The organism is Aureimonas flava (genome assembly GCF_003583935.1).
GTDB lineage: Bacteria > Pseudomonadota > Alphaproteobacteria > Rhizobiales > Rhizobiaceae > Aureimonas > Aureimonas flava.
On record NZ_QYRN01000005.1, the window covers coordinates 336084 to 361248 of the forward strand.

Annotated in this window: 28 protein-coding genes; 12 read left to right on the plus strand and 16 right to left on the minus strand. The window is 71.1% G+C overall.

Features of this window, described 5'->3' with window-relative positions; all coding sequences use genetic code 11:
- Positions 1 to 135 precede the first annotated feature (135 nt).
- The 4 genes from D3218_RS11420 to D3218_RS11435 all read right to left on the minus strand — a co-directional run bounded on the left by D3218_RS11420 (position 136) and on the right by D3218_RS11435 (position 2855).
- Positions 136 to 636 carry an invasion associated locus B family protein gene (locus D3218_RS11420; RefSeq protein WP_168990486.1) on the minus strand — a complete coding sequence of 167 codons (501 nt, stop codon included), beginning with the start codon at positions 634 to 636 and terminating at the stop codon, positions 136 to 138.
- A gap of 255 nt (positions 637 to 891) precedes the next feature.
- A complete protein-coding gene (locus D3218_RS11425; protein ID WP_119540197.1) occupies positions 892 to 1353 on the minus strand; it encodes a YkvA family protein in 462 nt (153 codons plus the stop codon).
- Between the two features lie 82 nt (positions 1354 to 1435).
- Positions 1436 to 2017, minus strand: coding sequence for an RNA 2',3'-cyclic phosphodiesterase (gene thpR / locus D3218_RS11430; RefSeq protein ID WP_119540198.1), 582 nt, complete (start codon positions 2015 to 2017; stop codon positions 1436 to 1438).
- A 184-nt stretch (positions 2018 to 2201) separates the two neighbouring features.
- Positions 2202 to 2855: an arylesterase gene (locus tag D3218_RS11435; RefSeq protein ID WP_119540199.1), complete on the minus strand. Its 654-nt coding sequence runs from the start codon at positions 2853 to 2855 to the stop codon at positions 2202 to 2204.
- Positions 2856 to 2950: 95 nt separating this feature from the next.
- Here D3218_RS11435 and D3218_RS11440 point away from each other — a divergent pair, with 95 nt between their 5' ends.
- The 5 genes from D3218_RS11440 to D3218_RS11460 all read left to right on the plus strand — a co-directional run bounded on the left by D3218_RS11440 (position 2951) and on the right by D3218_RS11460 (position 8742).
- Positions 2951 to 3664 carry an ABC transporter ATP-binding protein gene (locus D3218_RS11440; RefSeq protein ID WP_119540200.1) on the plus strand — a complete coding sequence of 238 codons (714 nt, stop codon included), beginning with the start codon at positions 2951 to 2953 and terminating at the stop codon, positions 3662 to 3664.
- A 77-nt stretch (positions 3665 to 3741) separates the two neighbouring features.
- Positions 3742 to 6234 carry an ABC transporter permease gene (locus tag D3218_RS11445; RefSeq protein WP_119540294.1) on the plus strand — a complete coding sequence of 831 codons (2493 nt, stop codon included), beginning with the start codon at positions 3742 to 3744 and terminating at the stop codon, positions 6232 to 6234.
- A gap of 214 nt (positions 6235 to 6448) precedes the next feature.
- Positions 6449 to 7225: a Bax inhibitor-1/YccA family protein gene (locus D3218_RS11450; RefSeq protein ID WP_119540201.1), complete on the plus strand. Its 777-nt coding sequence runs from the start codon at positions 6449 to 6451 to the stop codon at positions 7223 to 7225.
- A 137-nt stretch (positions 7226 to 7362) separates the two neighbouring features.
- Positions 7363 to 7920, plus strand: coding sequence for a GNAT family N-acetyltransferase (locus tag D3218_RS11455; RefSeq protein WP_119540202.1), 558 nt, complete (start codon positions 7363 to 7365; stop codon positions 7918 to 7920).
- 87 nt (positions 7921 to 8007) lie between these two features.
- A complete protein-coding gene (locus D3218_RS11460) occupies positions 8008 to 8742 on the plus strand; it encodes a DUF4396 domain-containing protein (RefSeq protein WP_119540203.1) in 735 nt (244 codons plus the stop codon).
- Between the two features lie 7 nt (positions 8743 to 8749).
- On the opposite strand, the gene D3218_RS11465 is transcribed toward D3218_RS11460, so the two are convergent.
- The 3 genes from D3218_RS11465 to acnA form a co-directional block, all read right to left on the minus strand.
- Entirely contained in the window at positions 8750 to 9130 is a 381-nt protein-coding gene (locus D3218_RS11465; RefSeq protein WP_119540204.1) for a DUF2794 domain-containing protein, read from the minus strand.
- Positions 9131 to 9290: 160 nt separating this feature from the next.
- A complete protein-coding gene (locus tag D3218_RS11470; RefSeq protein ID WP_168990487.1) occupies positions 9291 to 10073 on the minus strand; it encodes a DUF1223 domain-containing protein in 783 nt (260 codons plus the stop codon).
- A gap of 193 nt (positions 10074 to 10266) precedes the next feature.
- A complete protein-coding gene (gene acnA, locus D3218_RS11475; RefSeq protein WP_119540206.1) occupies positions 10267 to 13020 on the minus strand; it encodes an aconitate hydratase AcnA in 2754 nt (917 codons plus the stop codon).
- 366 nt (positions 13021 to 13386) lie between these two features.
- Here acnA and ccmA point away from each other — a divergent pair, with 366 nt between their 5' ends.
- Genes ccmA through D3218_RS11505 form a run of 6 tightly spaced genes read left to right on the plus strand, consistent with a single transcriptional unit; the run spans position 13387 to position 16741 of the window.
- A complete protein-coding gene (gene ccmA, locus D3218_RS11480) occupies positions 13387 to 14067 on the plus strand; it encodes a heme ABC exporter ATP-binding protein CcmA (RefSeq protein ID WP_119540207.1) in 681 nt (226 codons plus the stop codon).
- Complete coding sequence (ccmB, locus tag D3218_RS11485; RefSeq protein ID WP_119540208.1) at positions 14067 to 14726, plus strand: heme exporter protein CcmB; 660 nt, start codon at positions 14067 to 14069, stop codon at positions 14724 to 14726. The genes ccmA and ccmB overlap by 1 nt, the downstream gene beginning before the upstream one ends.
- Before the next feature lie 15 nt (positions 14727 to 14741).
- Positions 14742 to 15176, plus strand: a complete 435-nt coding sequence (locus D3218_RS11490) for a GNAT family N-acetyltransferase (RefSeq protein ID WP_119540209.1) — start codon at positions 14742 to 14744, stop codon at positions 15174 to 15176.
- A gap of 41 nt (positions 15177 to 15217) precedes the next feature.
- Positions 15218 to 15970 carry a heme ABC transporter permease gene (locus D3218_RS11495; protein ID WP_119540210.1) on the plus strand — a complete coding sequence of 251 codons (753 nt, stop codon included), beginning with the start codon at positions 15218 to 15220 and terminating at the stop codon, positions 15968 to 15970.
- 4 nt (positions 15971 to 15974) lie between these two features.
- The gene (ccmD, locus tag D3218_RS11500) at positions 15975 to 16148 is read left to right on the plus strand and encodes a heme exporter protein CcmD (RefSeq protein WP_119540211.1); all 174 of its coding nucleotides are present in this window, start codon (positions 15975 to 15977) and stop codon (positions 16146 to 16148) included.
- 44 nt (positions 16149 to 16192) lie between these two features.
- The gene (locus D3218_RS11505; protein ID WP_119540295.1) at positions 16193 to 16741 is read left to right on the plus strand and encodes a DsbE family thiol:disulfide interchange protein; all 549 of its coding nucleotides are present in this window, start codon (positions 16193 to 16195) and stop codon (positions 16739 to 16741) included.
- Here the strand turns inward: D3218_RS11505 and D3218_RS20265 are convergent.
- Positions 16738 to 16863 carry a hypothetical protein gene (locus tag D3218_RS20265; protein WP_280959969.1) on the minus strand — a complete coding sequence of 42 codons (126 nt, stop codon included), beginning with the start codon at positions 16861 to 16863 and terminating at the stop codon, positions 16738 to 16740. The genes D3218_RS11505 and D3218_RS20265 overlap by 4 nt on opposite strands.
- The gene (locus D3218_RS11510) at positions 16860 to 18077 is read right to left on the minus strand and encodes an MFS transporter (RefSeq protein ID WP_119540212.1); all 1218 of its coding nucleotides are present in this window, start codon (positions 18075 to 18077) and stop codon (positions 16860 to 16862) included. The genes D3218_RS20265 and D3218_RS11510 overlap by 4 nt, the downstream gene beginning before the upstream one ends.
- Before the next feature lie 113 nt (positions 18078 to 18190).
- On the opposite strand from D3218_RS11510, the gene D3218_RS11515 reads away from it, so the two are divergent.
- Positions 18191 to 18760, plus strand: coding sequence for an NUDIX hydrolase (locus D3218_RS11515; RefSeq protein ID WP_119540213.1), 570 nt, complete (start codon positions 18191 to 18193; stop codon positions 18758 to 18760).
- A gap of 56 nt (positions 18761 to 18816) precedes the next feature.
- Here the strand turns inward: D3218_RS11515 and D3218_RS11520 are convergent, their stop codons facing one another.
- The 7 genes from D3218_RS11520 to dapF form a co-directional block, all read right to left on the minus strand.
- Positions 18817 to 19407 (minus strand): IMPACT family protein, encoded by a 591-nt coding sequence (locus D3218_RS11520; protein WP_119540214.1) that lies wholly within the window; start codon positions 19405 to 19407, stop codon positions 18817 to 18819.
- Positions 19408 to 19440: 33 nt separating this feature from the next.
- Entirely contained in the window at positions 19441 to 20307 is an 867-nt protein-coding gene (locus D3218_RS11525; RefSeq protein WP_119540215.1) for a tellurite resistance TerB family protein, read from the minus strand.
- Positions 20308 to 20406: 99 nt separating this feature from the next.
- Positions 20407 to 21054, minus strand: a complete 648-nt coding sequence (locus D3218_RS11530; RefSeq protein WP_119540296.1) for a septation protein A — start codon at positions 21052 to 21054, stop codon at positions 20407 to 20409.
- 56 nt (positions 21055 to 21110) lie between these two features.
- Entirely contained in the window at positions 21111 to 22478 is a 1368-nt protein-coding gene (gene ftsY / locus D3218_RS11535) for a signal recognition particle-docking protein FtsY (RefSeq protein WP_425359305.1), read from the minus strand.
- Between the two features lie 137 nt (positions 22479 to 22615).
- Positions 22616 to 22897 carry a hypothetical protein gene (locus D3218_RS19955; RefSeq protein ID WP_210209668.1) on the minus strand — a complete coding sequence of 94 codons (282 nt, stop codon included), beginning with the start codon at positions 22895 to 22897 and terminating at the stop codon, positions 22616 to 22618.
- A 23-nt stretch (positions 22898 to 22920) separates the two neighbouring features.
- On the minus strand, positions 22921 to 24213 hold the full coding sequence (gene mtaB / locus D3218_RS11540) for a tRNA (N(6)-L-threonylcarbamoyladenosine(37)-C(2))-methylthiotransferase MtaB (RefSeq protein WP_245415011.1): 1293 nt from the start codon (positions 24211 to 24213) through the stop codon (positions 22921 to 22923).
- The gene (gene dapF, locus D3218_RS11545; RefSeq protein WP_119540217.1) at positions 24210 to 25103 is read right to left on the minus strand and encodes a diaminopimelate epimerase; all 894 of its coding nucleotides are present in this window, start codon (positions 25101 to 25103) and stop codon (positions 24210 to 24212) included. The genes mtaB and dapF overlap by 4 nt, the downstream gene beginning before the upstream one ends.
- Between the last annotated feature and the right edge of the window lie 62 nt (positions 25104 to 25165).

Here is a 25165-nt window from a genome sequence, read left to right on the forward strand (position 1 = left end):
CGGCTTCAAATGATCCGAAACGAGCGAATTCGCAAGGGGTTGGGGCTCGAAAGCCTGTCGTGCAGGCGGCGGCGGACATGAAAAAGGGCGCCGGATCGTCGGCGCCCCGTGGTCGTTCGGCCGCTTCGGCGCCGCCTACTTGCAGCTCGCCAGCGAGTTGATCGCTGCCGTCACGCCGGCGAGCGAATAGGTGTAGTTGGTCTGCGTGCCGCGCTGCGAGACCGCGTCGACCTTCATCGACCGCCCGGCCTTCAGGGCCGCCACGAGCTGCGGCTCCTCGGCCGCGTTCTCGACCCAGGCGCTCTCGCCGCGGGTGAACAGGGCGAACTTCTTGCCGTCGACGTCGACCGTGACCTTGGATCCGTCGCGCAGGGGATAGCCCATCACGACCTGAGGCTCGTAGGCGCTCTTGTTGCCGGGCTTCTGGGACACGAGGAAGAAGATGTCGCCGTGGTCGACGCTGGACGGCTGCATCGTCTTCGGCGTCGACAGGACGTAGCAGACCTTGGATCCGCTGGAGTCGTAGGAATAGCTGCCCCAGTCGTTGTACTGGTTCATGCGGGTCGGTGTCTGGGCGGCAGACGCCACGCTGGAGAGCGCCACCATCGCGACCGCCGCCGTCAGAGCATACTTCATGGAGTTCGTGTCCCCGCTTGGTCCGGAATGCCATTCGACGCTCGACCCGTCGGCAGGCCGAGCGCGCTCGTGGCCGCAGGGTGGGCGATAAGCCTTTCCACAGGGTAAACGAACCGGAAATTCCCGAACACGCATTCGAGACTTCGTCGCTTCGCGGCGTGAGCGCGCGACGCGGTTGCGGCCCGCCCACGAGCGACCGGGACCGACGAGGACCGAACGAATGGGGCGATAGTGGGACCATCGCCCGACACCGCGTCAGGCGGGGCGGGCGGACCCTTCGGGATCGTCCTTCAGCGTTTCGCGCGCCCGCTCGTAGTGCTCGGGCCGGATGTTCTTCTGCACCGCCGAGAAGGCAGCCAGAAGCACGGCCACGTCGTCGGTGAAGCCGAGACCGACGATGAAGTCGGGAATCACGTCGAAGGGCAGCACGAAATAGGCGAGGGCGGCCAGGAGAACCCCGCGCGAGGCGGCCGGCGTGGCGGGGTCCAGCGCGCAATGGTAGGAGGCGACCACGTCCTCCATGAAGGGGATGTGCCGCGCCGCGCGCCTCAGCGTGGCGAAGAACCCCTTGCGCACGCGCTGTTCCTGCCGGGCCTGCTCCGCGGCGTCGCCCGGCAGCAGGATCTCGCCGACCAGCGCCTCGTCCGGTGCCGTCGGGACGATCTGGACCGTGCCGTCCGGCGCCTCGCCTGCCGTCGATCCGTTCTGGTCCGTCATGGCCGTCTCCTGCGTCAGTTCTCCCCCGCACCGGCGATATGGCGTGCGCCCGGCCGGGTTTCAAACCGGCCGGGCGATGGGGTCAGCGGGTGGCGTGGGCGAGCGCGCCGGCCTCGCGCAGCGCCGGCACGGCGTCCAGCGGGAACGCCTCCTCCATCACATAGGGGCCGCCGCCGACCGAATCCTTGGACGAGAACAGGACGAAGCGCGTGGCCTGGAACGCGGGCGCGCGGAAGCCTCCGCGCAGGGCCAGATAGTGGGCGACCTCCTCGCTCCGGCCGTTGCGAAGGCGGGCGAGCGTCACGTGCGGCGTGAACTTGCGCGGGTCCGCCGGCACGCCGAGCCGCTTGAGGATGCGGTCGAGCTCGCCCTGGAGAAGGTCGAGCGGCTGGGAGGGCTCGACATCGGCATAGACCGAATGCGGTTTCTTTCCGCCGAAGGCGCCCAGGCCCCGCAGCGTCACCGGGAAGGGCGCGCGGCGGACGCGGTCGAGCGCGGCCACGATCTCGTCCGCCATGCGCGCCTCGACGTCGCCGACGAAGCGCAGGGTGAGATGGTAGTTCTCCGCGTCGATCCAGCGGGCGGAAGGCAGGCCGCCGCGCAGGAAGGAGAGCGCCATGGCGGCGTCGCGCGGGATCTCGAGGGCGGTGAACAGTCTCGGCATTGCACGATCCTTCCCGTTCGGGGCCACGCTCGAGACCAGGCGCCTGCCTGTCACGGGAGCGCGACCGAGTGCCTTACACGGGGAAGACTTTCATCACGGGTTTTGGACTTCAAGGCTCGCCGCCGCCTTCTTCACAGAAGCCGGGCCTGCGTTGCTGCGATGCACCAGGGCCGTGCCGCCGCGGTCATCCCTTGGCGCCGGCGGCCGCTTCCAGAGCCTGCACCACCTGCGGCAGGATCCCCCGCACGATCACCGCCACGCCCTTCGCGTTCGGGTGCATGTAGTCCTGCTGGTTGAGGCCAGCCTGGCCAGCCACCCCGTCCAGGAAGAACGGGTAGAGCGGCACGTCGTGCTTGCGCGCGAGATCGGTGTAGATCGGGTTGAAGGCGGTGGCGAAGTCGGCGCCCATGTTGGGCGGCGCGATCATGCCGGCCAGAAGCACCTGCGTGTGCGGCCGGGCCTTCAGCTTGCCCAGGATCGCGTCGAGATTGGCGCGGGTGACGTCCGGGCTGACGCCGCGCAGCGCGTCGTTGGCGCCGAGCTCCACGATCACCACGTCGGCGGAGGCCGGCACCGACCAGTCGAGCCGCGCGAGGCCTCCCGCCGTGGTGTCGCCCGACACGCCCGCGTTGACGACGCGCGCCGGATGGCCGCTCGCGGCGAGCGCCGCCCCGAGCTGTTCGGGGAAGGACTCCCCGGGGCCGACGCCGTATCCGGCCGAAAGACTGTCGCCGAAGGCCACCACCTCGGGTGCCGCCTGCTGCGCCCCGGCGGGCGCTGCGAGCGCCAGGCCGAGACCGATCGTCACGAAGGCGAGAAGCGATTGGAAGCGCTGCATGGGCCACCCATATTCCGCGTTGCGGCAAGGCGCCCGCGCCCGCCGGACGGCAGGCTTCGGGCACCGCGCAGGCAGGATATAGGAAGGACGTCGCCTTGGCTGAAGCAGCGGTCCGGTTACGAAATGTTCAACTGACGCTGGGATCGGGCCGCAGCGCGGTGCATGTCCTCAAGGGCGTCGACCTCGACGTGTCGCGCGGCGAATCCGTCGGCATCGTCGGCCCGTCCGGCTCGGGAAAGTCCACGCTGCTCATGGTGCTGGCGGGGCTGGAACGCGCCGACGACGGGCTGGTGGAGATCGCCGGCCAGGCGCTCGGCCCCTTGAGCGAGGACCAGCTCGCCGCCTTCCGGGGCCGGCATGTGGGCATCGTCTTCCAGTCCTTCCACCTCATTCCCAACATGACCGCGCTGGAGAACGTCGCCGTGCCGCTGGAGCTGGCGGGCGTGCCGGACGCGTTCGCGCGGGCCGAGCGCGAGCTCGCCGCCGTGGGGCTCGCGGCGCGCGTCACCCACTACCCGGGCGAGCTGTCGGGCGGCGAGCAGCAGCGCGTGGCTCTGGCCCGCGCGCTCGCGCCCGAGCCCAACATCCTGATCGCCGACGAGCCCACCGGCAATCTCGACGGCGAGACGGGCGCCCAGATCGCCGACCTCCTGTTCTCCGAGCAGGCGCGGCGCGCGATGACGCTCATCCTCGTCACCCACGACCGGACGCTCGCCGCCCGTTGCGGACGCGAGGTGGCCGTGCGCTCGGGCGTGGTCGAGGCCGGCGGCCGCAAGGACAGGGCCGCATTCGCGGAAGCCGCCCAGTGAGCGAAGCGCGCCCTGCGGCTTCGGCCGCGCGCCCGGCCGGTTCCCTGGCGCTCGCCTTCCGCTTCGCGCTTCGCGAGATGCGCGGGGGGCTGCGCGGCTTCGTGATCTTCCTCGCCTGCCTGACGCTCGGCGTCGCCTCGATCGCGGCGGTGAACTCGGTCTCCGAGATGATGACCAGCGGCATCCAGCGCGAGGGTCGCACGATCCTCGGCGGCGACATGCGCTTCGGCCTCAACCAGCGCCGGGCGAGCGCCGAGGAGCGCGCGTGGCTCGGCGGGCTCGGCACCGTGGCCGAGACCGGCTCGCTGCGCTCCATGGCGCGCCTGCCGGACGGCTCGAATCAGACCCTGAGCGAGCTGAAGGCGGTGGACGCGAGCTATCCGCTATTCGGCACGGTCGGATCCGAGCCCGCTGCGCCGCTGGCCGATCTGCTGGCCGAGCGCGACGGACGCTTCGGTGCGCTGGCCGCGCCCGAGTTCTTCGACCGGCTCGGCATCCGGCCCGGCGCCACGGTGCGCGTCGGACAGATCGAGATCGAGCTGCGCGGCGTGCTGACCCGCGAGCCGGACGTCCTGTCCGACGGCTTCATCTTCGCCCCGCGCCTCCTGGTCTCGCTCGATGCCCTGGCCGCGACCGGGCTCGTGCAGCCGGGTTCGCTGGTGGAATACGACTACAAGCTCCGCTTCGCCGATCCCTCGCGCGACCCCGAACTCGTCCAGGCCGAGGCCAACACGCGCTTTCCCCAGGCCGGCTGGAGCATCCGCGATGCGAGCGAGGCGGCCCCGTCGCTCCAGCGCAACATCGAGCGGTTCTCGCAGTTCCTGACACTGGTCGGGCTGACCGCGCTGGTGGTGGGGGGCGTGGGCATCGCCAACGCCGTCTCGGCCTATCTCGATTCCAAGCGCACGGTGATCGCCACCTTCAAGAGCCTCGGAGCCAGCGGCCGCTTCGTGGTCACGGTGTATCTTCTGCAGATCCTGATCCTTTCGAGCGTCGGCATCGTGCTCGGCTTGCTGCTGGGCGCGACGGCCCCCTTCTTCGCAGCCCGCTTCCTGGAAGCGCACATTCCGATCGCGGCGGAGGCGTCGGTCTATCCGGGCGCGCTGCTGATCGGCGCGGTGTTCGGCTATCTCACCGCGCTGGCCTTCGCGATCCTGCCGCTCGGGCGCACGCGCGACGTGGCGGCGACGGCCCTGTTCCGCGCCAACGACGGACCGGGAACGCTGCGGATGCGCTGGGCCTATGCCGGCACGGCGCTGCTCCTGGCCGCCGGGGTCGCCGCTCTGGCGCTGGCGATGTCCAGCGACCGGGGCGTGGCGGGCGTGTTCCTGGTGGCCACCGCGGTCGCCTTCGTGATCCTGCGGCTCGTCGCCATGGCGATCCGCTGGGGTGCCGCACGGCTGCCGCGCGTGCGCTCGACACCGCTGCGGCTGGCGATCGGCAATATCCACCGGCCGGGCGCGCTGACGGCCTCCGTGGTGCTGTCGCTGGGGCTCGGGCTGACGCTCCTGGTCACGCTCGCCTCGATCGACCGCAACCTGCGCAACGAGATCGGCGGCACGCTGGCGGCCCGCGCGCCGAACTTCTTCTTCGTCGACATCCAGTCCGCCGAGGTGGACGCCTTCCGCACCGCCATCTCCGCGCTCGCCCCCGGTTCGACGCTCCAGGACGTGCCCATGCTGCGCGGGCGCATCACGCAACTTCGCGGAACGGACGTGTCCAAGGTCGAGGTGCCGCCCGAAGGCGCCTGGGTGCTGCGGGGCGATCGGGGCATCACCTACGACGCCACGCTGCCGGAAGGTGCGACCCTCACCGCGGGCGAGTGGTGGCCGGCCGACTACGCGGGCGAGCCGCTCGTCTCCTTCGCGGCGGAGGAGGCGGGCGAGCTCGGCCTCCGGATCGGCGACACGATCACCGTCAACGTGCTCGGTCGCGACATCACCGCGCGCATCGCCAACCTGCGCGAGGTGCAATGGGAATCGCTTGCCATCAACTTCGTGATGGTGTTCTCGCCCAACACCTTCGCCGGCGCACCCCATGCCTGGCTGGCGACGCTGCAGATGCCGAACGACACGCCGGAAGCCGAGCGCGCGGTGCTGTCGGGCATCTCCAACACCTTCCCCTCCGTGACCACCGTACGCGTCAAGGACGCCCTGGACGCCGTCAACGCGCTGGTGGCGCAGCTCGCCCTGGCGATCCGCGCCGCGGCGGCCGTGGCACTGGTCGCCTCCGTCCTGGTCCTGTCGGGGGCGCTTGCCGCCGGCAATCGGGCGCGCGTCCACGACGCGGTGGTCCTGAAGACGCTGGGCGCGACGCGCGCGACGCTGATCCGCGCCTATGTGACGGAATACATGTCGCTGGGCGCGGCCACCGCGCTGTTCGCCGTGGGCGCCGGAGCTCTGGCCGCCTGGTACGTGGTCGCCCGCGTCATGCGGCTGCCCTTCGTCTTCGACGGCGGCCTGGCGGTGGTCACGCTCGTGGCGGCGCTGGTTCTCACCGTCGGGTTCGGCCTCGCCGGCACTTGGCGCGTCCTCGGCCAGAAGGCGGCGCCGGTGCTGCGCGAGCTCTAGGAAAGCGCCGATCATGGTCAACGAAGCGCTGATGACGGAAATTTAATCGCTCCGAGACGGCTGGAATCGCGATCCGGCCGCCGACGGCCTTGTGACTCGCGGTATGCCCTCGCATATTTCCCGCAAGGCTAGCTGCGAGTCCCGCCAGCGGCGCCTCGGCTCCACTCGGATCCGATCGACACCGACGGGACCAGACGCGAAGGGAAATGTTTCGATGGCGCAGAAATGGAACCAGGGCGTGAGAAGCGTTCCGGCTGCGGGCAGCCGGATCGACGCCTCGATCGACCAGGGCCTTCGGGCCTACATGCTCAAAGTCTACAACCTGATGGCGGGCGGTCTCGCCATCACCGGCATCGTGGCCTACGCCGTCTACGCGGCGGCCGTGTCGGCCGAGCCGACGGCCTACGCCATCCGCCCGGACGTCTACCTCACCGACTTCGGCTACGCGATGTTCGTCTCGCCCCTGAAGTGGGTGATGATGCTGGCGCCGCTTGCGATGGTGTTCTTCCTGTCGTTCCGCATCTCGCGCATGAGCGTGCAGGCCGCCCAGACCACGTTCTGGGTCTATGCCGCCATGGTCGGCGCGTCGCTGTCGACGATCTTCCTCGTCTACACGCACGATTCGATCGCGCAGGTGTTCTTCATCACCGCCGCCTCGTTCGGCGCGCTGTCGCTGTTCGGCTACACCACCAAGCGCGACCTGTCGGCGATGGGCTCGTTCCTGATCATGGGCGTGTTCGGCATCGTGATCGCGATGCTGGTGAACATCTTCCTCCAGTCCTCGGCGCTCGGCTTCGCCATCTCGGTGATCGGCGTTCTCGTGTTCGCCGGCCTCACCGCCTACGATACGCAGCGCATCAAGGAGATGTACTGGGAGGGCGACGACACGCTGGTGGCCGGCCGCAAGGCGATCATGGGGGCGCTGTCGCTCTACCTCAACTTCATCAACATGTTCATGTTCCTCCTCCAGCTCTTCGGCAACCGAGACTGAGCGGGTCGAGGCAGGATCGGATCGAAGGGGCGGCTCGCAGGGGCCGCCCTTTTTCGTTCGGGCCCCCGAGCCCTGCGTTGAGCCGGCGGGGCGCGCCTTCTAGGATGCTCCGCACTCCTCTCTCGACGGCAGTATCCATGAGCGCCTTCACCCTTCGCGACGCGTCTTTCGACGACATCCCCGCCATCGCCCGCATCTACGCGGAGGCGGTGCTGCACGGGACCGCGACCTACGAGCTGTCGCCGCCCGACGAAGCGGAGATGTCGCGCCGCATGGGCGAGCTGCGGCGGCAGGGCTATCCATACTCGGTCGCCTGCGACAACGCAGGGGCAGTGATCGGCTATGCCTATGCCGGCCCGTTCCGCGCCCGGCCGGCCTATCGCTGGACCGTCGAGGACTCGATCTATCTGGCGCCGGAAGCGCGGGGGCAGGGGGTCGGCGCCGCGCTTCTCCAGCGCCTTCTCGACGCCGCGCAGGCGCTCGGCTTCCGTCAGATGATCGCGGTGATCGGCGATGCCGGCAACGCGCCCTCGATCCGCGTCCACGCCAAGCACGGCTTCACCCATGTCGGCGTGTTCGAGGGCTCGGGCTTCAAGTTCGGCCGTTGGATCGACACGGTGCTGATGCAACGCGCGGTGAACGGCGGCAAGGATACGCTGCCTGACGAGGCCGCCTATCCCGGAACACTCGTGTGACGCCCCGCGACGCGCGCGGACATCGCAGGGAACGGTAGACGAACATCGGCGCGGCGCCATGTCTCACGAAACCGTGAGGCGTTGCGCATGTTTCCCACCTGGCTCCACATCCTGTCGATCGCAGCCCTTGCGATCGGCGTCCTGTGCGCGCTCGGCGTCCTGGTGGACATCCTGCGGCGTCCGCAGCCGATGGCGATCATGAACGTCGTCTGGCCCGTCACGGCCCTGTTCGGGACGGGCGCCGTGGTCTGGGCCTACCTGCGCTACGCTCGCGCGGACGGGAACGGGAGCGACGCCCACCGCGACATGCACGGCGGGGGAATGTCGGATCGCGCCTCCGCTCCGTTCCCCGTGATGGTCGGCAAGGGGGCGCTCCACTGCGGCAGCGGCTGCATGATCGGCGACATCGCCGCGGAGTGGCTGGCCTTCCTGGTGCCGGCGGTGGCCGTGTGGTTCGGATGGCAGTCCGTGTTCGCGGAAAAGATGTTCGCCGTGTGGGTGCTCGACTTCGTGTTCGCCTTCGCGCTCGGCGTCGTGTTCCAGTATTTCGCCATCGTTCCGATGCGCGATCTGTCTCCGGGAGAGGGGATCGTCGCCGCCCTGAAGGCCGACACCCTGTCGCTCATCGCCTGGCAGGTCGGCATGTATGGCTTCATGGCCTTCGCGCAGTTCTACCTGTTCGGGCATCTCCTCGGCCAGCGCGCGGAGGTGGACACGCCCGAGTTCTGGTTCGCCATGCAGGTCGCGATGGTCTGCGGCTTCGCCACCAGCTACCCGGTGAACTGGTGGCTGATCCGGTCCGGCATCAAGGAGCGGATGTGAGGCCGGCTCACTCCTCGATCAGCTTGAGGCTCTTGTCGAAGACGCGCAGCACCGGCTCCAACTCGTGCCCGCGCTTCATCACCAGGCCGCTGGCGGCGGTAACGCTGTAGGCGCCCTGGCGGCGGGCGAGCTTCGGGTTCTTCTCGATGCGGAAGAGCGGCATCTCGGAGGCGCGGCGGAAGATCGAGAAGACGGCGCGGTCTCTCAGGGTGTCGATCGCGTAGTCCCGCCATTCGCCCGCCGCCACCATGCGCCCGTAGACCCGGAGGATCTGCCCGAGCTCGTGCCGGTCGAAGGAGACGATCTCGGGAGCCGCCGATCCCCGGACCTGCGCGAGGTCGATCAGGGTGGCGGAGGGCTGCGACAGTGTATCGGTCAAATCGTCCATTCCCCATTGCCGTCCCGGTGGCGCGGGCGCCTTGCCGGGCAGGACAGGCCTCGTCCGGCCTCGAGCCTGCGACATCATCCTGTCATGGAAATGGAGGCGGGCCCAGCCGGTTGCAAACCGGACCGCGCCTGTGACGGCCGAACGGCCCGGCGGCCGCGGCTCAGAACTCCAGGGCCGCCGCCGCGAGGATCGGGCCCGGCTTGTTGTCCGCACCCACCGCCTGCAGCAGCGCGGCAAGGCCCGTGCGTCCGTCGCCGTCGCCCACCAGCAGCGACAGCGGCATCTCGAGCTCGATCGGGGCGCCGTCCACCGAACCGAGGATGCGCCAGTCGCGAACGGGGAAGTGGTCGATCAGCGTCCGGCCGGCCGGCATCGCGCCCGGCACGACGGTCTCCACGCGTTCGGAATAGGTGACGAGGACCAGGATCGGCGGCGAGCGCCCGGCTTCGCCGCCGGTGGCGCTGGCGCGGATATGCAGGGCGTCGCCCTGCGTGCGCATGCGGATCTCGCCGGCGGCCTGCGCGCTGCCGAGCGGCGTCTCCGCCATGGCTTGGGCGAGCGCCCGCTCGTCGGCGCCGCCCAGCGCCTGCCGGCCGTTGACCACGACCTGCGGCGTCACCAGCGCGCCGAGCTTGAGCCGCTTGGCATAGGCCTTCTGCCGGGCGGTGTTGCGACGGTCGGCGAGCTTGTCCCGCCATCCGGTATAGTCCCAGTAGTCCACGTGGTAGGCGAGCACCACGATGTCGGGCGCGGTGCCGAGGCGGCCGACCACCGCACCGGCCGGCCGGCATTCGCGGCAGCTCTGGCTGGTGAAGAGTTCGAGAACGCCGCGCACGTCCCGGCTTGAGACGCTGCGATCGCCGGCCAGGGCCGGCGGCGCGGCCGCGAGAGCCAGTCCGGCAAGGCTGAGGAACCCGAGGGCGACGGATCGGCGTGAGGTCACGAGGTTCGGTTCCCTGCCGCTTCGATGCCCCATACATGGACCGGGCCGGTGGCCGGATGAAGCGCCGATCGATCGCGAGACGTTCAATTGGGGGTGAAGCAGAAGGGCCGCGAACGAAAACGCCGCCGCCCCGGGAGGGGCGGCGGCGTGGAGGTGTCGGCGATACCGGACGGCCGGTGTCGGCGCGCCGGCCTTAGGCGGCGAGCTGGCGCAGCACGTAGTGCAGGATGCCGCCGTTGCGGAAGTACTCCAGCTCGTCCAGCGTATCGATGCGGCAGAGCAGCGGAACGGTCAGCACCTCGCCGTCGGCGCGGGTGATGGTGGCGTTCATGGTCTGGCGCGGGCGCACCTCGGTGAGGCCCTCGATCGTCACCGTCTCGTCGCCGGTGAGGCCGAGCGTCTGCCAGCTCGTGCCTTCCTGGAACACGAAGGGCACGACGCCCATGCCCACGAGGTTGGAGCGGTGGATGCGCTCGAAGCTCTGCGCGATCACGGCGCGAACGCCGAGCAGCACGGTGCCCTTGGCCGCCCAGTCGCGCGAGGAGCCGGTGCCGTACTCCTTGCCGGCGAAGACCACCAGCGGAACCTCGTCCTGCTGGTACTTCATCGCCGCGTCGTAGATCGCGAGCTGCTCGCCCGAGGGGTAGTGCTTGGTGATGCCGCCTTCCACGCCCGGAACCATCTGGTTCTTGATGCGGATGTTGGCGAAGGTGCCGCGCATCATCACTTCGTGGTTGCCGCGACGCGCGCCGTAGGAGTTGAAGTCCACCGGGCGCACCTGGTGCGAGACGAGGTACTCGCCCGCCGGGCCGTTCTTCTTGATCGAACCTGCCGGCGAGATGTGGTCGGTGGTGATCGAGTCGAGGAAGAGCGCGAGGACGCGCGCGTCCTTGATGTCGGTGACCGGCTTCGGGGTCATCGACATGCCCTCGAAGTAGGGCGGATTCTGCACGTAGGTCGAGCGGTCGTCCCAGTCGTAGGTCAGGCCGCCGGACACGGCGATCTTCTGCCAGTTCGGATCACCCTTGAAGACGTCCGAGTAGCGGCTCTCGAAGAGGTCGCGCGTCACCGTCCGGCGGACGATCTCGGAGACCTCCTGCGTGGTCGGCCAGATGTCCTTCAGGAAGACGTCGTTGCCGTTCTGGTCCTGGCCGAGCGGATCCTTGGTGATGTCCACGAACATCGAGCCGGCGATCGCGTAGGCCACCACCAGCGGCGGCGAGGCGAGGTAATTCGCCCGCACGTCCGGGTTCACGCGGCCCTCGAAGTTGCGGTTGCCCGAGAGCACCGACACGGCCACGAGGTCGTTCTTGTTGATCGCCTCGGAGATCGCCTCGGGCAGCGGGCCCGAATTGCCGATGCAGGTGGTGCAGCCGTAGCCGACGAGGTTGAAGCCGAGCGCGTCGAGATCCTTCTGGAGGTCGGCCTTCTCGAGATACTCGGTGACGACCTGGGATCCCGGCGCCAGCGAGGTCTTGACCCAGGGCTTGGGCTTCAGGCCGAGCGCCGCCGCCTTGCGGGCGACGAGGCCGGCGGCGACCAGGACGTTGGGGTTCGAGGTGTTGGTGCAGGAGGTGATTGCCGCGATCACGACGTCGCCGTCGGAGATGCCGTGCGTCGCGCCCTGGACCAGATGGCGCACCGTCTCGGGCGTCTGGGCCGGCGGCACGGCGCCCTCGTCCATGAAGCGCGAATCACCGACCGAGGTCGGCAGCTCGCTCCGCTTGCGCCCGCCCTGGAGCTCGGCGAGCGCCGTGCGGAACTTCGGGGCGGCCTCGGTCAGGGCGACGCGGTCCTGCGGGCGCTTCGGCCCGGCCAGCGAGGGCACCACGGTCGTCAGGTCGAGCGAGAGCGTGTCGGTGAACACCGGCTCGGCGGCCGTGGCATCGAAATACATGCCCTGCGCCTTGGCATAGGCCTCGACCAGCGCGATGCGGGCCTTGTCGCGGCCGGTGGCCTCGAGATAGGCGATCGTGTCCTTGTCGACCGGGAAGAAGCCGCAGGTCGCGCCGTATTCGGGCGCCATGTTGGCGATGGTCGCCTGGTCCTCCAGCGTCAGGCTGGCGAGGCCCGGGCCGTAGAACTCGACGAACTTGCCGACCACGCCCTTCTTGCGCAGCATCTCGGTGACGGTGAGCACGAGGTCGGTCGCCGTGGTGCCCTCGGGCAGCTTGCCGTCGAGGCGGAAGCCGATGACCTCGGGGATCAGCATGGAGATCGGCTGGCCCAGCATGGCCGCCTCGGCCTCGATGCCGCCGACGCCCCAGCCGAGGACCGCCAGGCCGTTGACCATGGTCGTGTGCGAATCGGTGCCGACCAGCGTGTCGGGATAGGCGACGGTCTCGCCGTTCTCTTCCTTGGTCCACACCGTCTGGGCCAGGTACTCGAGGTTCACCTGGTGGCAGATGCCGGTGCCGGGAGGCACGACGCGGAAGTTCTGGAAGGCGCCCGAGCCCCAGCGCAGGAACGTGTAGCGCTCGCCGTTACGGTCGTACTCGACGTCGACGTTCTTGGAGAAGGAGTCCGGCTGGCCGAAATAGTCCACCATCACCGAGTGGTCGATCACGAGGTCGACCGGCACGAGCGGATTGATCTTCTTCGGGTCGGCGCCGAGCGACTCGGTGGCGTCGCGCATGGCGGCGAGGTCCACCACGGCCGGAACGCCGGTGAAGTCCTGCATCAGGACGCGCGCCGGGCGATAGGCGATCTCGTGGCCGGCCTTGCCCTTGTCGTCCAGCCACTTGACCATGGCGCGGATGTCGTCGGCCAGAACCGTGCGACCGTCCTCGTTGCGCAGGAGATTCTCGAGGATCACCTTGAGGGAGTAGGGCAGGCGCGAAGCGCCCTCTAGTCCGTTCCGCTCGGCCTCCCTGAGGTCGAAGTAGACGTAGGACTTGCCGCCGACGTCGAGGGTCTTGCGGCTTTTGAAGCTATCGGGATGGGACATAGAACTCTCGTTCCTTCTCGAACCAAAGAATGTCCGAAAGGCGAACGACCGCCGCGCCCTCGGGCCGGGCACGATGGAGATGCGGGTACGACCATTTCCGCCCGTCCGCCTCAGTACCCGCTCGGGACGAGCGGGGCACGGAGATCGGCGCTGATGACTCCACGCCGGTCGCTGGTGTGGTTGGGCGCCTTATAGGGAAGATTGTAATGGCTATAAAGGGGTCAAAGCGCGCGGCATCGCCTTTGGGTTAGGGAATTCCATCCTCGGCGGACCCGGCTTGCGTTCGCGCGGGCCAGCCGCCAGAAACGGAACCCTGACACTGTCCGGCCCGCGTCCCGCGGCCGCGGGGAAGAGGCCGTTCCGCCCGTGCTCCAGCTCACCCTTTCCGGCCTCGTGGTCGGCCGCGGACGGCGCGCCCTGACGCGCCCGATCGGGCTGACGCTGCGGGCGGGCGAGGCGCTGCTGGTGACCGGGCCGAACGGGGCGGGCAAGTCGAGCTTCCTGCGCACGCTGGCGGGCCTCCTCCCGCCGCTCGCCGGCACCGCCGCGATCGAGGGCGCGCGGGCCGCCGACGGCGAGCCGGCGCGACGCCCGATCGAGGCCGGCCACTATCTCGGCCACCGCAACGCCCTGAAGCCGGCCCGGCCGGTGGGCGACGAACTCGCCTTCTGGGCCGCCTTCGGCCGCCGCGCCGCGCTGCGACCCGCCGCCGCCTTGGCGGCGGTCGGGCTCGAGGGAACCGAGGCCCTGGCCGTGGGCGCCCTGTCGGCCGGCCAGCAGCGTCGCGCGGCCTTCGCGCGGCTGCTCGTGGACGATCGCCCCCTGTGGCTCCTGGACGAGCCGACCACCGCGCTCGACGCCGCCTCGCAGGCGCGCATCGCCGAGCTCTGCCGACAACGGCTCGCGAGCGGCGGCATCGTGGTCGCCGCCACGCACCAGCCGCTCGACGTCGGGGCGGCGCGCGAGCTCGCGCTGGAGCCGCTCGCCCGCGTCCAGCCGGCGACGGCGACGGGTGACGACGACGGCGGCTGGGACGAGATCGGCTGATGCGCGCGCTGTTCCTGCGCGATCTCGCGCTGCAACTGTCGGGTTCGGGCGGCGGGCTCGTGGGCGTCGTGTTCTTCCTGGCGGTGGTGGCCACGATCCCCTTCGGCGTCGGTCCCGACCTCGCGCTCCTGTCGCGCATCGGGCCGGCGATCCTCTGGATCGGCGCGCTTCTGTCGACGCTGCTGACGCTCGACCGCCTGTTCCAGGCCGACCGCGACGACGGCAGCCTCGACCTCGTGCTGACCGGGCCGGTCGCGGCGCCGCTGGCGGTGCTCGCCAAATGCGCCGCGCTGTGGTGCGCCTCCTGCCTGCCGCTGGTGCTCGCGAGCCCGCTGCTCGGCCTGTTCCTGGCGCTGGAGCCGGCCGCGCTCCTCGCCACCGCGCTGACGCTTCTGGTGGGCACGCCGGCGATCGTGCTGATCGGCGCCGTGGGGGCGGGGGTCGCCGCGTCGCTGCCGCGCGGCGGCGTCCTGGTCTCCGTCCTGGTGCTGCCGCTCGCCGTGCCGGTACTGATCTTCGGCGTCTCGGCGACCTATGGCGCGCTGAACGACGCGGCGCTGTTTCGCGCGCCCTTCCTGATCCTGTGCGCGCTGACGCTCGCCTACGGCGTTCTCGGCCCCTTCGCGGCGGCCGCGGCGCTGAAGCTTTCCACGGATTGAACCGGAGCCGGAACGATGTCCGACGCCTACACCCTGATCGAGGGCGCCCCCGCCGTCGCCGACTATCGGCGGCTGCGCGAGGTCTCCGGCCTCAGCCCGAAGACGCAGGAGGCGGCCGAGCGCGGTCTACGGGGAACCCTGTTCGCCGTGACGGTCGCGGCGGGCGGTCGTACGATCGCCATGGGCCGCGTGATCGGCGACGGCGGCGCCTTCTACCAGGTGGTCGACATGGCGGTGGAGCCGGAGCATCAGGGGCGGGGCCTCGGCCGGCGGATCTTCGCGGCGCTGATGGACTGGCTCCACGAAAACGCCCCGAACAGCGCCTATGTCAGCCTGGTCGCCGACGGCGACGCGCGGCACCTCTACGCCAAGTTCGGCTTCGAGCCGGTGATGCCCGCCTCCATCGGCATGGCCCGGTGGATCGGCGGACGCCCGGCCCGGGGCACCTGACGTTTGCGGCGCGCCGAGAGCCGGTCTAGAAGCTGGAATCCATGAGCGACCTCGCCGCACGTCCCTCCCGCTTCGCGCTTCTGGCGAACCCGACCCGGTTCCTGGACCTCTCGGGGCGCGTCCAGCCCTGGCTCTACGGGCTGGCGCTGGCGTTGCTCGCGGTCGGCCTCGCGCTGGCCCTCCGGGCCCCGGAGGACTACCAGCAGGGCACCACGGTACGCATCCTGTTCGTGCACGTGCCGTTCGCCTGGCTGTCCATGATGGTCTGGACGGTGATGAGCGTCTCCGCGCTGGGGCTCCTCGTGTGGCGCCACCCGATCGCCGAGGTCTCGATCCGCGCGGCGGCGCCGATCGGCGCGGTGTTCACCTTCCTCTGCCTCTTCACGGGCTCGGTCTGGGGCCGTCCGATGTGGGGCACGTGGTGGGTCTGGGACGCGCGCCTCACCTCGGTCTTCGTCCTGTTCCTGATGTATCTCGGGCTCGTCGCCCTGACCCGCGCCTTCGAGGAGCCGCAGCGGGCCGGTCGCATGGCCGCGATCTTCGTGCTGGTGGGCTTCGTGATCATCCCCATCATCAAGTTCTCGGTGGACTGGTGGAACACGCTGCACCAGCCAGCCAGCGTCCTGCGCATGGACGGCCCGGCGCTCGCGGCGGTCTATCTGTGGCCGCTCGGGCTCTGCGCGGCCGGCTTCTCCACGCTGTTCTTCGCCCTGCACCTCACCGCCATGCGCACGGAGATCCGCCGCCGTCGCCTCCTCAGCCTGCAGCGCCGCCGCGCGCTCGGAAGCGCCTGAGGCGATGGAGGACAGCTACGTCGCCTTCGTGGCCGCGGCCTACGGCATGGCGGGCCTGGCGCTGGGGGCGCTCAGCCTCTGGGTCTTCCTGGACGCGCGCGCCGTGAAGCGACGGCTCGCCGCGCTGGAGGGCGTCTCGGGTCGGGGGCGCGGCCCGGACGGGGGAGGCGGGCGGTGAGCGAGGCGCAGCCGCCCGGCCCGCGCCGGCGTCCTCTCCTGGTGATGCTGCCCGTGGTGATCTTCGCGGGGCTGGCGGGCGTCTTCCTGTTCCAGCTCCTGTCCGGGCACGACCCCCAGGTGCTGCCCTCCGCGCTGATCGGCAAGCCGGCGCCCGAGACGCGGCTTCCGGCGCTCGCAGGGTTGGTGAACGCCTCCGGGGCGCCGGTGCCCGGCCTCGACCTCGTGCCGGGCGACGGCAGGACGCGCCTCGTCAACGTCTTCGCGTCCTGGTGCGTGCCCTGCCGACAGGAGCACCCGGCGCTGATGGCGCTGTCGCAGGACCCGCGCTTCGACATCGTGGCCATCAACTACAAGGACAAGCCGGCCAACGCGCTCGGCTTCCTGCGCGAACTCGGCAATCCGTTCGACGCGGTGGGCACCGACGAGCCCGGCCGCTCCACCATCGACTGGGGCGTCTACGGCGTGCCCGAAACCTTCCTGGTCGGGCCGGACGGGACGATCCTGTGGAAGGGCACCGGACCGCTGACGCGCGAGAGCGTCGAGGCCGGCCTCCTGCCGGCGCTCGCCCGGATCGCGCCGCCGAACTCCTAGAGGCAGAAGCCGAAGGCCATGCCGGTCCACAGGCCGAGGCCCTCCGCCCGCCACAGGGCGTAGCCGAGGGCCGAGAGGCCGGCCAGAAGGCCGATGGCGACGAACTCCACGCGCCGGCTCATGCCGCGAGCCCGGCGCTCGCCCGGCGCATCGGCGCGTCGCGGATCGGCAGGTTGGCGAGCGCCGCCACCACCGCCAGCACGATCGACACCGTCCAGGCGAGATCGTAGCTGCCGGTCCGCTCGAACAGGAGCCCGGCCGCCCACGCTCCGAAAAAGGCGCCGATCTGGTGGCTCATGAAGACGATGCCGAACAGGGTTGACAGGTAGCGCACGCCGAAGATCTGGCCGACCAGCCCGCTGGTCAGCGGCACGGTGCCCAGCCACAGGAAGCCCATGGCGCAGGCGAAGACGGTCACCGAGAGCGGCGTGAAGGGAACCGCCAGGAAGGCGGCGATCACCACCGCCCGGCCGAAATAGATCGCGGCCAGCACGTTCTTCTTGCGCAGCCGGTCGGCCGACAGGCCGAAGACGTAGGAGCCGAGGATGTTGAAGAGGCCGACCAGGGCGAGCGCCCGCGCGCCGACGCCGGGGTCGAGGCCCTCGTCCGCGAGGAAGGCGGGAAGGTGGGTCGCGATGAAGGCGACGTGGAAGCCGCACACGAAGAAGCCGACGTTGAGGAGCCAGTAGCCGCCGTGTCCTCGGGCCTCGCGCAGGGCGTCCCCGAGCCGCTGGGCGGGCGCGGCCGCCGTGCTCGCGGCGACGGCCGGCCGGCCGGCGATGCCCGCCGCCAGCAGCACCATGGCCGCGGCCAGCACGGCGCCGGCCACGAGCGCGCCGCGCCAGCCGAGGGCGGCGACCGCCATCTGCATGGCCGGCACCAGCAGGAACTGGCCGACCGAGCCGCCGGCGGTGACGATGCCGAAGGCGAGCCCGCGCTTCTCGGCGGGCACGAAGCGCCCGACGGCGCCCAGCACCACCACGAAGGTGACGCCGGTCATGGCGAGGCCGAGAAGCGTGCCGAGCGTCATCTGCAGGCCGAAGGCGCCCGCCGCCTGCGAGGCGAGCACCAGGCTGACGGCGTAGACGAGGCCACCCGCGGCCGCCACGCGCCCCGCGCCGTGTCGGTCCGCCAGCGCCCCGACGAAGGGCTGCGCGACGCCGAGGAGGAGGTTCTGGAGCGCGATCGCGAGGCCGAAGGCCTCGCGCCCGACGCCGATCTCCAGCTCCACCGGGCGCAGGAGGAGGCCGAAGCTCTGACGCAGGCCCATGGCGATGGTGACGATCACCGCGCCGCAGAGAAGGGCGATCCAGGGCGACCGGGCGGCTGTCGGCATGACACATATCCTTGCGGCGGGACGCTCGCCGCCGACCTCCGGTCTAGCGCAAGGCGGGCCCCGCCGGAAGCGACCCGTCGCCGCCCGCCGCGCCCGCCTTATCTTTTCGCCGCATGAACCAGACGAGCCCCGCCTTCTCCGTCCGCGTCCCGGATGGCGACGTCCTGCCGCGCAAGGTCTGCGACCGCTGCGGCTTCATCGCCTACGAGAACCCCAAGATCGTGGTCGGCTCCGTGGTGCGCCACGAGGGGCGCGTCCTGCTGTGCCGTCGGGCGATCGAGCCGCGCCGGGGCTTCTGGACCATCCCCGCCGGCTACATGGAGCTGAACGAGACGCCGGAAGGCGGCGCGATGCGCGAGGCGCGCGAGGAGGCGGGGGCGGCGATCGCCATCGAGCGGCTGCTGGCGGTGTACAGCGTGCCGCGCATCAGCCAGGTGCAGCTCATCTTCCGCGCCCGCCTCGCGGCGCAGGACGTCGCGCCTGGCATCGAGACCCTGGAGCTTCGCTTCTTCGGCGCGGACGAGATACCCCGCGACGAGCTGGCCTTTCCCTCGGTCCACTGGGCGCTGGACCACGACCGCGAAGCGGAGGCGGGGGCGCCCCCGGTTCCCTTCGGCAACCCGGCCGGCGCGGCGGGCGACCGCATGCCCGACGGGCGGATGCTGCCGGTGGGCGAGTTCTAGACCCCGGTCGCCGGCGCGCCGGACGGGCCCAAACACGCGTCCGGTCCGGGCGGTCCCTACTCGTCGACGCGCGACACGGCGAGACGGCCGCCGGTCTCCTCGATAAGCGCGGCCGCCACCGCATCGGCCTCGGTTTCGGGCAGACGGGCGCGGATCGTCGCGCCCGTGGCGTTGAAGACCTGATCCTCGATCGTGACGCCGGCCCGCGCCTGGAGGCGGGCCTGGACGAGGGCGAGGTCGGCGAAGCGACAGTCGAGGGCAAGCGTGCAGGCGTCCACCAGCGGCACCTTCTCGGCCGCGCGCAGGCACGCGGCGGCGGTGCCGCCATAGGCGCGGATCAGTCCGCCGGCGCCCAGAAGCACGCCGCCGAACCAGCGGGTGACGACCACCAGCACCCGGTCGAGCTCCTGACCGTCGATCGCCTGGAGAATCGGCTTGCCGGCGGTGCCGCTCGGCTCGCCGTCGTCGTTGAAGCGATACACGGCGCCGACGCGCCAGGCCCAGCAGTTGTGGCTCGCCTGCCCATCGCTCCACTCGGCGAGGAGGCGCCGGGCGTCCGCCTCGCCGTCGATCGGAGCGGCCCGCGCCAGGAACCGGCTCCTGCGGATCTCCTGCGCGAGACGCTCGTGTCGGGTGAGGGCGAACATGGCGGCAGGCTAGAGCCCCGCCGCCGCGTTGCGTCAAGCCTGCGCGTCGTCGGTCGCGCGGCGGATCTCGGCGACGAGCTCCGGCGGCAGGTCGAGCCGGGCGGCCAGGAGGTCGAGATAGGCGCGTTCGGCCGGGTGGTCGGCGTCCACCACGAGGACCGAGGCGGTGTAGACCTCGATGGCCGTCTCGCGGTCGCCCGCCTCGGCCACGATCTGGTCGATCGAGAGCGGCCGGCGCATCTCGTCCATCAGAAGGCCCTTGTCCTCGGCGTCGAGGTCGAGGTCATCGATCCGGCCGAAGATCGCCTCCTCTTCGGCCCGGTCGATGTAGCCGTCGGCCTTGGCCGCGGCGATCATCGCGGACAGGAGCAGCCGGGCGCGGCGCTCGGCCTCGGTGTCGTCTTCCGGGTGGAAGCGGGTGCCGGCGACGCGCGGGATCTCGCCCGGCGGCACTCGGGCCGCGTCCGCCTGGGCCGGGGCGGCGCCGCCGGCGGCCTGCTGCTGCGCCTGGTAGTTGGCCCAGGCCTTGTAGCCGAGGCCCGCCACCAGGGCGAGGCCGCCGAGCTTGAGGGCGGAGCCGCCGAGCTTCCTGCCGCGCTTGCCGCCCAGGAGCTTGGTGGCGAGGCCGCCCGCGATCGCGCCGCCGATCGCCTTGCCCGCGATGCCGCCGCCGAACGATCCGGCCGATCCCCCGCGCGAACCGGACAGGACGCCGCCGATCAGGTCCCCGATCCCGCCGCCCGAGCGCGCGCCGGTGCCGCCGAGCGCGCCGCCGAGCGTCCTCGCCAACGTGTCCTGCATCGAACCGCCGCCGGCACCTGGCTGGCCGGGGCGGGCGCCGGTCTCGTACCCGCGCCCCGTTCCCAGGAACTGATCCAGTAGCTTCTGCGCGTCCACCATCGGCCGATTCCCCGCGTTTCTCGTCTGGGAACCGATGTGGGATGGCCGTCCGCCGCTACAAGCGCGACGGGGCGGTTCGGGCGCGCGCCGCGTTCACGCTTACTTGTCGAAGAGCGGCTCCAGCGAATGCCGCTTGAGCAGCGGGAACTGGCACAGCATGAAGGCGACGGTGATCGGCATCGTGCCCCAGACCTTGAAGGCCACCCAGAAGTCGGTCGAGAACAGGCGCCAGACCACCTCGTTGAGGACGGCGAGGAACACGAAGAACAGGCCCCAGCGCAGCGTCAGCTTGCGCCAGCCCTCGTCGTCCAGCTTGAAGGCCTGGTCGAAGACGTAGCCGAGCAGCGACTTGCCGAAGGCGAGCCCGCCGAGCAGCACGGCGGCGAACAGGCCGTTGACGATGGTCGGCTTCATCTTGATGAAGACCTCGTCCTGCAGCCAGAGCGTCAGGGTGCCGAACACCACCACCACGGCGCCCGAGACGATCGGCATGATCGGCAGCGTTCGCGTCAGCGCGTAGGAGACGGCGAGCGCCACCACGGTCGCGATCATGAACAGCGCGGTCGCCACGAAGAGCGGGCCGCCGAGGTTCCCCAGCGCCGGTACGGCATGGGCGATCGCGTCGCCCCGGCTGTTGGCGAAGAAGAAGACCACCAGCGGGCCCAGCTCCAGCGCGAACTTCAGGATCGGGTTGATCTCCCGGCGTCCCGGCGTGTTGGGCGGCTTCTCGATGATCTCGTCGGACATGATCGTTCCTTTCGCGCGGCGGCCTTCGCGGGTGTCCCGCGCCATCGCGGCTGATTTCAGGCGGTGCCGGCCCGGCCCGCGATGGCCTCGGCGAAGTCGCGCGCCTTGAAGGGCTCGAGATCGTCGATGCCTTCGCCGACGCCCACGAAGAACACCGGAAGCTTGTGCTTGGCGGCGATGGCCACGAGGATGCCGCCGCGCGCCGTGCCGTCGAGCTTGGTCATCACGAGGCCGTTGACGCCGGCCACGTTGCGGAAGATCTCGACCTGGGACAACGCGTTCTGGCCCGTGGTGGCGTCCAGCGTCTGGAGCACCGTGTGCGGCGCGTCGGGCTCGCGCTTCTGGAGGACGCGCACGATCTTGGCGAGTTCCTCCATCAGCTCGGCGCGGTTCTGCAGCCGGCCGGCGGTGTCGATGATGAGGACGTCCGAACCGTTGCGCACCGCCTCGTCGTAGGCCTCGAAGGCGAGGCCGGCGGCGTCGGCGCCGATCGCCTTGGCGACCACGGGCGAGTTCGTGCGCTCGCCCCAGATCTTGAGCTGCTCCACCGCGGCGGCGCGGAACGTGTCGCCGGCCGCGAGCGTCACCTTGAGCCCGCCCTGCACCAGCTTGGCGGTCAGCTTGCCGATGGTGGTGGTCTTGCCCGTGCCGTTGACGCCGACCACGAGCATGACGTGCGGCTTCACCGAAAGGTCGAGTTCCAGCGGCCGGGCGACCGGCGCCAGGGCCTTCTCGACCTCGTCGGCGAGGATCGCGCGCACCGCGTCGCCCGAGATCTCCTTGCCGAAGCGGCCGTCCGACAGGCGGTCGGTGATGCGCATGGCGGTCTCGACGCCGAGGTCGGCCTGGATCAGGACGTCCTCGAACTCCTGCAGCGTCTCCTCGTCCAGCCGCCGCTTGGTGAACAGCGCGGTGATCTGACCCGAGAGCTGGTTGGAGGAGCGCGCCAGGCCTTCGCGCAGGCGCTGGAAGAAGGGCTTTCGCGGCTCGGCGGCGAGCACCGCGTCGGCGCGGCTCTCCTTGAGGCTCCAGCCCTCGCCGTCCACCGGCAGGCGCGCGGGCGAGGCGGGAACCGGCGGCAGACCGGGCAGGCCCGCGAGCGGACCGCCGGGCGCTCCACTCGCGGCGACGTCCAGCCGGTCCGGCGCGTCCGAGCCGGGGGCGGAAGGGGCCGCGCTCTCGTCCGTCTCCTCGTCGGGGGGAAGGGGTGCGTCGAGCCAGGCGAACTCGTCGCGCTCGTCGGCGACCGGCTCCGGTTCGAGCGGGGTGGCCTCCGGCTCGTCGGCGACCGCGCCGGCGTCGATGCCGCCGTCGCCCTGCACGATCGCGGCCTCGGCGGGAGCAAGGGCGCCGGCCTCGCGCTTGGCCTCGTCCCCAGCGGCCTCGTCCGGCGCGTCGTCCGCCTCCGCGGCCGGCGCGTCCAGCCAGGAGAAATCCGCCTCGGCCTCGCGGGCGGGCGTCAGCGGCTCGTCGAGAAAGCGGGTGTCGTCGCTCGGCGCGTGGTCCTCCGGTTCTTCCGCCGCGGGGGCGACGGGGAGGACCGGGGCGGCCGGTTCAGCCTCTAGTGCGGAGTTTTTTTTTCAGCCGAGACGGCCGCGCCGTCCTGATCCAACGGGCGGAGCGGCTCGATGCCGCCGCCGGCCGGCTCGTCGGCGGCCGCTCCCGCCTCGGAATCGACGTCGGCCGAGGCCATCGCCGGCTGGTGGATCTCCGGCGCGGTGGCGTCGGGCCGCGCGGCGGTGGTGTCCTGCGTGCGGGCGAGGCCTCCCTCGTGCTGGGTGCGCTCGTCTTCCTTCGCCCCGAAGGAGAAGATGCGACGGAAGAAGCCCTTTTGCTCGGTCATGCGGTGCGATCCGATCGGTCAGGTCAGGCTGCGACGCGCGCGGCCGTGAGGGGGGTGGCGAGGAGGCGTTCGCCCGTTTCGCCATGAATGATAGCGTCCACGATCTCGCCGGGGAGGCCGGCGTGGATCTCGGCGAGCGTGAAGTCCTCCGTGCGGCCGAGCCCCTCGCGCTCCACCAGCACCGAGCGGCGCTGGCCGACGGCGCGGGCGAGATGGGCGCGGTAGGCCGCCTCGCCCAGCGCCCGAAGGCGCGCGGCGCGTTCCTTGACCACCGCCTTCGGCAGTTGCGGCATGCGCGCGGCGGGCGTGCCCTCGCGCGGGGAGAACGGAAACACGTGCAGCAGCGTCAGCCCGCAGTCGTCCACCAGCCGCAGCGAGTTCTCGAACATCGCCTCGGTTTCCGTCGGGAAGCCGGCGATGATGTCGGCGCCGAAGACGATGTCGGGCCGGCGGGCGCGCAGCTCGGCGCAGAAGCGGATGGAATCGTCGCGCAGGTGCCGGCGCTTCATGCGCTTCAGGATCATGTCGTCGCCCGCCTGGAGCGACAGGTGCAGATGCGGCATCACCCGCGCGTCGCCGCCCACCGCCTCCACCAGCGCCTCGTCGGCCTCGACGGAATCGATCGAGGACAGGCGCAGGCGCCTGAGGTCGGGCACGTGCCGCAGGATCGACTGCACCAGCGTGCCGAGGCGCGGGGTGCCCGGCAGGTCGGCGCCCCAGCTCGTCATGTCGACGCCCGACAGCACGACCTCGCGATAGCCGTTGGCCACGAGCCGCTTCACCTGGTCCACCGCCGCGCCCATCGGCACGGAGCGCGAGTTGCCGCGCCCGAAGGGGATGATGCAGAAGGTGCAGCGATGGTCGCAGCCGTTCTGCACCTGCACGATGGCGCGGGCCCGCCCCTCGATCGCGTCCACCATGTGCCCGGCGGTCTCGCGCACGCTCATGATGTCGTTGACGCGGATCTTCTCGGCGGCCGCTACGCCGAAGTCGGGCAGCGCGCGGTAGCTCGCCGCGCTGAGCTTCTCCTCGTTGCCGATCACGGCGTCGACCTCGGCCATCGCGGCGAAGCTCGGCCCTTGCGTCTGCGCGGCGCAGCCGGTGACAACGATGCGCGCCTCCGGGTTGTCGCGGCGCGCGCGACGCACGGCCTGGCGTGCCTGGCGAACCGCCTCGGCCGTGACCGCGCAGGTGTTGACGAGGATCGCCTTGCGTCCGTCGGCGCCCAGGCCCGCCTCGCCGGCCTCGCGCCGCATCACCTCCGCCTCGTAGGTGTTGAGGCGGCAGCCGAAGGAGATGACCTCGACGCCGCTCATGCGCGCGCCTCGGCGGGCGCCTCGTCGCGCGCGAAGGCGCCGGTCGCCGGGTCGAGCGTGCCGGACCATTCCCATTCGGCGGGGCCGGTCATCAGCACGTGGTCGTCGCCGCGCCATTCGATCAGCAACTCGCCGCCCGCCGGCACGGCGACGGCGACCGTGCGCCCCGTGCGCCCCGTGCGCGCGCCCGACACCGCCGCCGCGCAGGCGGCCGAGCCGCAGGCGCCGGTGAGGCCGGCGCCGCGCTCCCAGGTGCGGATGTCCATGCTGCCGGCCGAGGTGACGCGGGCGAGGGTGATGTTGGCGCGGTCCGGGAAGATCGGATGGTTCTCGAGGATCGGGCCGAAACGGTCCAGCGCATAGGACCACACGTCGCCGCTCACCCAGAACACGGCGTGCGGGTTGCCCATGGAGGCGACGGAGGGCGAGTGGAGGACCGGGGCGTCGATCGGCCCGATCTGCAGCTCGATCGCCCGCGTGTCGGCGAAGGGCTCGGCGAGCGGGATCGCCTGCCAGTCGAAGCGCGGCAGGCCCATGTCCACGGTGACGAGCCCGTCGGCGCGCTCGAAGGCCTCCAGGAGCCCGGCGCGGGTCTCGAACACGAAGTCGCGCCTGCCCGTCTCGGCGGCCAGCGCCTGCACCACGCAGCGCGTGCCGTTGCCGCAGGCGCCGGCTTCCGTGCCGTCGGCATTGTGGATGCGCACATAGGCGAAGGTGCCCGGCGTCACCGGGTCGTGGATCGCCATGATCTGGTCGAAATGCGTCTCCGACCGGACGGCGAGCGCACGCGCGGCCTCGGGCGCGACCCTCGCCGACGTGCCGCGCAGGTCCGCGACCAGGATCTCGTTGCCGAGCCCGTTCATGCGGGCGAAGGGGATCGGGTGCGTCATGGTCGCAAGAGGGCCGGTGGCTCGGGGTTCGCGGCCTATATGGCAAGAACCGGCCGCCATTG

Excerpts from the sequence above, each read along its gene's own strand:
- D3218_RS11420 (WP_168990486.1), bottom strand. The coding sequence starts at position 636 with ATGAAGTATGCTCTGACGGCGGCGGTCGCGATGGTGGCGCTCTCCAGC.
- D3218_RS11425 (WP_119540197.1), bottom strand. The coding sequence starts at position 1,353 with ATGACGGACCAGAACGGATCGACGGCAGGCGAGGCGCCGGACGGCACG.
- thpR (WP_119540198.1), bottom strand. The coding sequence starts at position 2,017 with ATGCCGAGACTGTTCACCGCCCTCGAGATCCCGCGCGACGCCGCCATG.
- D3218_RS11435 (WP_119540199.1), bottom strand. The coding sequence starts at position 2,855 with ATGCAGCGCTTCCAATCGCTTCTCGCCTTCGTGACGATCGGTCTCGGC.
- D3218_RS11445 (WP_119540294.1), top strand. The coding sequence starts at position 3,742 with ATGCGCGGGGGGCTGCGCGGCTTCGTGATCTTCCTCGCCTGCCTGACG.
- D3218_RS11450 (WP_119540201.1), top strand. The coding sequence starts at position 6,449 with ATGGCGCAGAAATGGAACCAGGGCGTGAGAAGCGTTCCGGCTGCGGGC.
- D3218_RS11455 (WP_119540202.1), top strand. The coding sequence starts at position 7,363 with ATGAGCGCCTTCACCCTTCGCGACGCGTCTTTCGACGACATCCCCGCC.
- D3218_RS11460 (WP_119540203.1), top strand. The coding sequence starts at position 8,008 with ATGTTTCCCACCTGGCTCCACATCCTGTCGATCGCAGCCCTTGCGATC.
- D3218_RS11465 (WP_119540204.1), bottom strand. The coding sequence starts at position 9,130 with ATGGACGATTTGACCGATACACTGTCGCAGCCCTCCGCCACCCTGATC.
- acnA (WP_119540206.1), bottom strand. The coding sequence starts at position 13,020 with ATGTCCCATCCCGATAGCTTCAAAAGCCGCAAGACCCTCGACGTCGGC.
- ccmB (WP_119540208.1), top strand. The coding sequence starts at position 14,067 with ATGCGCGCGCTGTTCCTGCGCGATCTCGCGCTGCAACTGTCGGGTTCG.
- D3218_RS11490 (WP_119540209.1), top strand. The coding sequence starts at position 14,742 with ATGTCCGACGCCTACACCCTGATCGAGGGCGCCCCCGCCGTCGCCGAC.
- D3218_RS11495 (WP_119540210.1), top strand. The coding sequence starts at position 15,218 with ATGAGCGACCTCGCCGCACGTCCCTCCCGCTTCGCGCTTCTGGCGAAC.
- ccmD (WP_119540211.1), top strand. The coding sequence starts at position 15,975 with ATGGAGGACAGCTACGTCGCCTTCGTGGCCGCGGCCTACGGCATGGCG.
- D3218_RS11505 (WP_119540295.1), top strand. The coding sequence starts at position 16,193 with ATGCTGCCCGTGGTGATCTTCGCGGGGCTGGCGGGCGTCTTCCTGTTC.
- D3218_RS20265 (WP_280959969.1), bottom strand. The coding sequence starts at position 16,863 with ATGAGCCGGCGCGTGGAGTTCGTCGCCATCGGCCTTCTGGCCGGCCTC.
- D3218_RS11510 (WP_119540212.1), bottom strand. The coding sequence starts at position 18,077 with ATGCCGACAGCCGCCCGGTCGCCCTGGATCGCCCTTCTCTGCGGCGCG.
- D3218_RS11515 (WP_119540213.1), top strand. The coding sequence starts at position 18,191 with ATGAACCAGACGAGCCCCGCCTTCTCCGTCCGCGTCCCGGATGGCGAC.
- D3218_RS11520 (WP_119540214.1), bottom strand. The coding sequence starts at position 19,407 with ATGTTCGCCCTCACCCGACACGAGCGTCTCGCGCAGGAGATCCGCAGG.
- D3218_RS11525 (WP_119540215.1), bottom strand. The coding sequence starts at position 20,307 with ATGGTGGACGCGCAGAAGCTACTGGATCAGTTCCTGGGAACGGGGCGC.
- D3218_RS11530 (WP_119540296.1), bottom strand. The coding sequence starts at position 21,054 with ATGTCCGACGAGATCATCGAGAAGCCGCCCAACACGCCGGGACGCCGG.
- D3218_RS19955 (WP_210209668.1), bottom strand. The coding sequence starts at position 22,897 with ATGACCGAGCAAAAGGGCTTCTTCCGTCGCATCTTCTCCTTCGGGGCG.
- mtaB (WP_245415011.1), bottom strand. The coding sequence starts at position 24,213 with ATGAGCGGCGTCGAGGTCATCTCCTTCGGCTGCCGCCTCAACACCTAC.
- dapF (WP_119540217.1), bottom strand. The coding sequence starts at position 25,103 with ATGACGCACCCGATCCCCTTCGCCCGCATGAACGGGCTCGGCAACGAG.